The 3,644-nt window shown below is 41.5% G+C and carries 6 protein-coding genes; 5 read left to right on the top strand and 1 reads right to left on the bottom strand.

Going from position 1 to position 3,644, the window contains the following annotated elements; all coding sequences use genetic code 11:
* Nucleotides 1-108: 108 nt before the first annotated feature.
* The 5 genes from QUB63_RS34865 to QUB63_RS34845 all read left to right on the top strand — a co-directional run bounded on the left by QUB63_RS34865 (nt 109) and on the right by QUB63_RS34845 (nt 2,569).
* Nucleotides 109-531, top strand: a complete 423-nt coding sequence (locus QUB63_RS34865) for a reverse transcriptase/maturase family protein (protein ID WP_332949956.1) — start codon at nt 109-111, stop codon at nt 529-531.
* Complete coding sequence (locus tag QUB63_RS34860) at nt 512-1,360, top strand: group II intron reverse transcriptase (RefSeq protein WP_332949955.1); 849 nt, start codon at nt 512-514, stop codon at nt 1,358-1,360. The genes QUB63_RS34865 and QUB63_RS34860 overlap by 20 nt, the downstream gene beginning before the upstream one ends.
* Nucleotides 1,361-1,818: 458 nt before the next feature.
* The gene (locus tag QUB63_RS34855) at nt 1,819-2,070 is read left to right on the top strand and encodes a helix-turn-helix domain-containing protein (RefSeq protein WP_332949958.1); all 252 of its coding nucleotides are present in this window, start codon (nt 1,819-1,821) and stop codon (nt 2,068-2,070) included.
* A gap of 6 nt (nt 2,071-2,076) precedes the next feature.
* Nucleotides 2,077-2,400, top strand: a complete 324-nt coding sequence (locus tag QUB63_RS34850) for a transposase family protein (protein WP_332949954.1) — start codon at nt 2,077-2,079, stop codon at nt 2,398-2,400.
* 19 nt (nt 2,401-2,419) lie between these two features.
* Nucleotides 2,420-2,569, top strand: coding sequence for a hypothetical protein (locus QUB63_RS34845; protein ID WP_332949957.1), 150 nt, complete (start codon nt 2,420-2,422; stop codon nt 2,567-2,569).
* A gap of 449 nt (nt 2,570-3,018) precedes the next feature.
* Here the strand turns inward: QUB63_RS34845 and QUB63_RS34840 are convergent, their stop codons facing one another.
* Entirely contained in the window at nt 3,019-3,405 is a 387-nt protein-coding gene (locus tag QUB63_RS34840) for a GIY-YIG nuclease family protein (RefSeq protein ID WP_332949952.1), read from the bottom strand.
* Nucleotides 3,406-3,644: the final 239 nt, after the last annotated feature.

Here is a 3,644-nt window from a genome sequence, read left to right as displayed (position 1 = left end):
TCGCAAGCACGGTTCGGAGGGGGCTAGTCGGAAAAGGAACCTTCTGGAAACCTCGCTGGCTAGCTACCCACTTTTGATCGCATCAACCATTATGAACTACTCCAAAAGTTGAACATAAAAGGGAAAGTCAGGAGACAAGTAAAATCCTGGCTAAAATCTGGAGTAATTGACGATGGAGTGTTCACTGCAACATCTGAGGGTACGCCACAAGGCGGGGTCATTTCTCCGTTACTGGCAAATATTGCCCTCCACGGCCTTGAAAATACACTCATGGAATATGCCAGAACCATAGACATGAGAAATAAACGTGGTCATCAAGAAGGCGCGGAAACTAAGGTAAAAACCCTAAGTTTCATCAGGTACGCTGATGATTTCGTGGTTTTACACAAAGATAAGCTCGTAGTCCAAAGATGCCGAGAAATAATCTCGGAATGGTTAGCTGGCATGGGTTTAGAGTTAAAACCTGAGAAGACGAGGCTAACTCACACTTTCAATGATGAATTAAGTGAGGATGGTAAAGCTGGCGCATGACTTTTTAGGTCATCACATCCAGCAATACCCTGCTGGAAAACATCGTAGCAGTGTAAGTACGCACGGTGAGATATTAGGTTTTAACACACTCATTACCCCAAATAAGAAGTCAAGTAAGGCTCACCAAGAGGAAATCGGAAGAATCATCAAAAAACATAGGTCATCGCCACAATCGGCGTTAATTAGAGACTTAAACCCTGTAATAAGGGGATGGACTTCTTTCTATACAAACTCTGACGCCAAAACCGTTGGAGAACTCTCTAAACAAGATCACCTCACATACCTGAAACTTCGACGTTGGGCAAAACGCCGTTGTGGAAATACCAAGGCAGGACATCAACTGTATTGGCACACCATTGGCGGTGATAACTGGGTATTCTCAACCAGAGAAAGGGGAGCGAACCCTATAAGGTTACTAAAGCATAGTAAATTCGTGTGTAGCAGCACCGACTATGTGAAAGTTAAAGGGGATAAAAGTCCTTACGATGGCGACCTGGTTTATTGGAGTTCAAGAATGGGGAAAAATCCTGAATTGTCAAATCGATTGGCACTGCTCTTAAAAAAGCAGAAGGGTAAATGTTCTCATTGCGAATTTATTTTCAGAAATGAAGATGTAATGGAAGTTGACCACATCGTCCCCAGAGCCGTTGGAGGTAAGGATGAGTACAAAAATCTTCAACTATTGCATCGGCATTGTCACGATGTTAAAACTAAAACCGACTTGAAATTAATCAGGAAACACAACCTGGAACTCGTATCTTCAGGAAAGAAACCCCAAACAAGTCGGAAGAAAGGAAAGCCCTCAAATGACAAGAGTACACCCGAGTAGCCGTGTGCTATAAAAGTAGCAAGCACGGTTCCGAATGGGAGGGAGAAGATGGTAACATCTTCTCTCGACCCTACCCACAATTATTTAACTACCGACTCGCTGCTGCGGCAAACTAATCTACGATCGGATCGGTGAAAACAGATTCATGGGCGATCGGTCTAGGTTTCCACCTAACTCTCTTTAACCCAAACCATCAAAGATGAAGCAGAGCCCACACAGAAATAACAGTCAATTTGAATGGACATCTCCCAAAAAGAAATAGTTGACCGAGCGCTCTTAAGTTATAATGGAATTTTACCCGAAAAAACATGAGCCAAGTCCGTGAATATCTGGAAAAAAATCCATCCGAAACTCAAAGAATGTTGGGTAGAGACTACGACCAACTAATAGAACTACTTACTAATGCATAAAATCTGTACAACCGCCACAAAAAACATCAAGAAAGCCAGAAAACCTGAATCATTAAACCAGGCAGCGGTCGCCCCCCTAAACTAACGATTGCAGACCAAATTCTTTTGACATTAGTGTACCTGCATCACCTACCTACCTTTCAAATTCTTGGGGTACAATTTGGCAGAGGCGAATCAACTGCTAATTATATTTTTCACCGCTGGGTAAAAATATTGAGAGAGTTATTGCCTGCTTCGTTGTTAGAACAAGTAAAAAAAAATGATTCCGATCGGGCATGGGTTCTGGAAATTTTGAAATAGTTTGAGTTGATAGTAGATAGCTATGAGCAGCCCATACAAAGACCTACGGACAATGAAGAGCAGAAAAAAAATTACTCGGGTAAGCAAAAGAGACACACTAAAAAAAACCAGGTAATCGTCATGCCGAACGGTAAAGAGATTGTTGACGTAGTAGTAGGAGAAACCGGAGCCACAGCCGACATAAAAATTTGGAGAAAGCAGCGAGAGTCATTAGAAATCTCACAAAGATTTCAAGGGGATAAAGCTTACCTAGGAGAACCATTAATTAACACTCCTCATAAAAAACCTCGTCAGGGAGTTCTGACTCCCGCTTGCATAGAGAGCGAATAAGTCAAAGGCTCAAAAAAGAATCTTTGTAGAGCATGTAATTAGATTACTAAAGATCTTTCGAGTAGCAGCAGAAAGATTCCGCTTAAAACCGAAAAATTACGAGACAGTAATTTTGCTGGTATGTGGATTAATACGGTGGCGCATAGGTGCGATCGTTATGTGTCAATAAAAGTCCCTACAAGCTGAAAAAAAAACAGTAAAAATTAGGTCATAAAATTGGGTAGTTTTTATTGAATAACCGTTGAAACCCTTATTGAAGCGTTGTTTTCTGGCGGACGGTCCTTCCTGGAACCGTCCGCCAGAAACCAAGCGGGGAAAGGGATTGGAATTATAGGAGAGGTCTAATGATTAGACCGCAAAAGCTATGTAAGGTCTGTGAGATCGATAAAAAGCCTTTTAGCTTTCCAGGGTACATCTAACGGAGGGTTTACAAGATCGGGACCATCAGGCCAAAAATTGTACAAAGCTTTATAAAGCTCGACTCGATTCATCAGGACTAAAATGTTTTGCTGGTGCTCTGGAGGAAGCACTCGATATTTTGTCAAAGTTAGTAGAATATGGTCTGTAAGGGCTTTTGAACACATGAACCACTCTCCCCTTTTTTCGCTGGTCAGACAATTAGATGTGACGTTTACGCTCTAATTCACGATCGCCTGGTTCAAGGGCGTGCAAAATTAACCGATCCGATGTCCCTGTCTGTAACTCACGTACTCTCTTCGCTGGATGTTTTGAAATGCCGATCTTTACACGTAGCCCTGTATAAGGATGAGATTCGATAATCGGGGAACCCACCCAATCATGGGGCACAGCAACAATGTAGTAAATACTATCTGCTTTACCATGAACTACATTTTGTAACCAACGAAACCAAGTTTCGGCATCTTCATAAGCATTATCTTGGTTATCGAACCCATCACTTTTGTATAACTCTTGGTTATTTTCATCACAAACGTATGCATGAAAGTGACCTTTTTGACAAAGTTTCACTTTGATTTGGTGTTTCATCCTCTTTAACTTTGAAAAATACGCTTGAACTAATTGCTGCTTGTATTCTAAGCAATACATACACGAAATGGAAAATCACGATCGGATTGAGCGATCGCTCTTCAAACAAAACACCGACTAAAATAATCCAACTAAAAACAGTAAAGCCCCTTTCTGAATCTAAGAAAGAGGCTTTATCTTTTAATAAAATCCCAGGCATCGAGCTATTTTCTCAGACAGTGACCCGCCAAATATCTTCG

This window comes from Microcoleus sp. ARI1-B5, from assembly GCF_036705795.1.
In the GTDB taxonomy this organism is placed as follows: Bacteria; Cyanobacteriota; Cyanobacteriia; order Cyanobacteriales; family Microcoleaceae; genus Microcoleus.
This window is presented reverse-complemented; position numbering and strand designations above follow the sequence as displayed.

Coding starts and splice junctions, on each gene's coding strand:
- QUB63_RS34840 (WP_332949952.1), bottom strand. CDS start 3,405: ATGAAACACCAAATCAAAGTGAAACTTTGTCAAAAAGGTCACTTTCAT.
- QUB63_RS34860 (WP_332949955.1), top strand. CDS start 512: ATGGTAAAGCTGGCGCATGACTTTTTAGGTCATCACATCCAGCAATAC.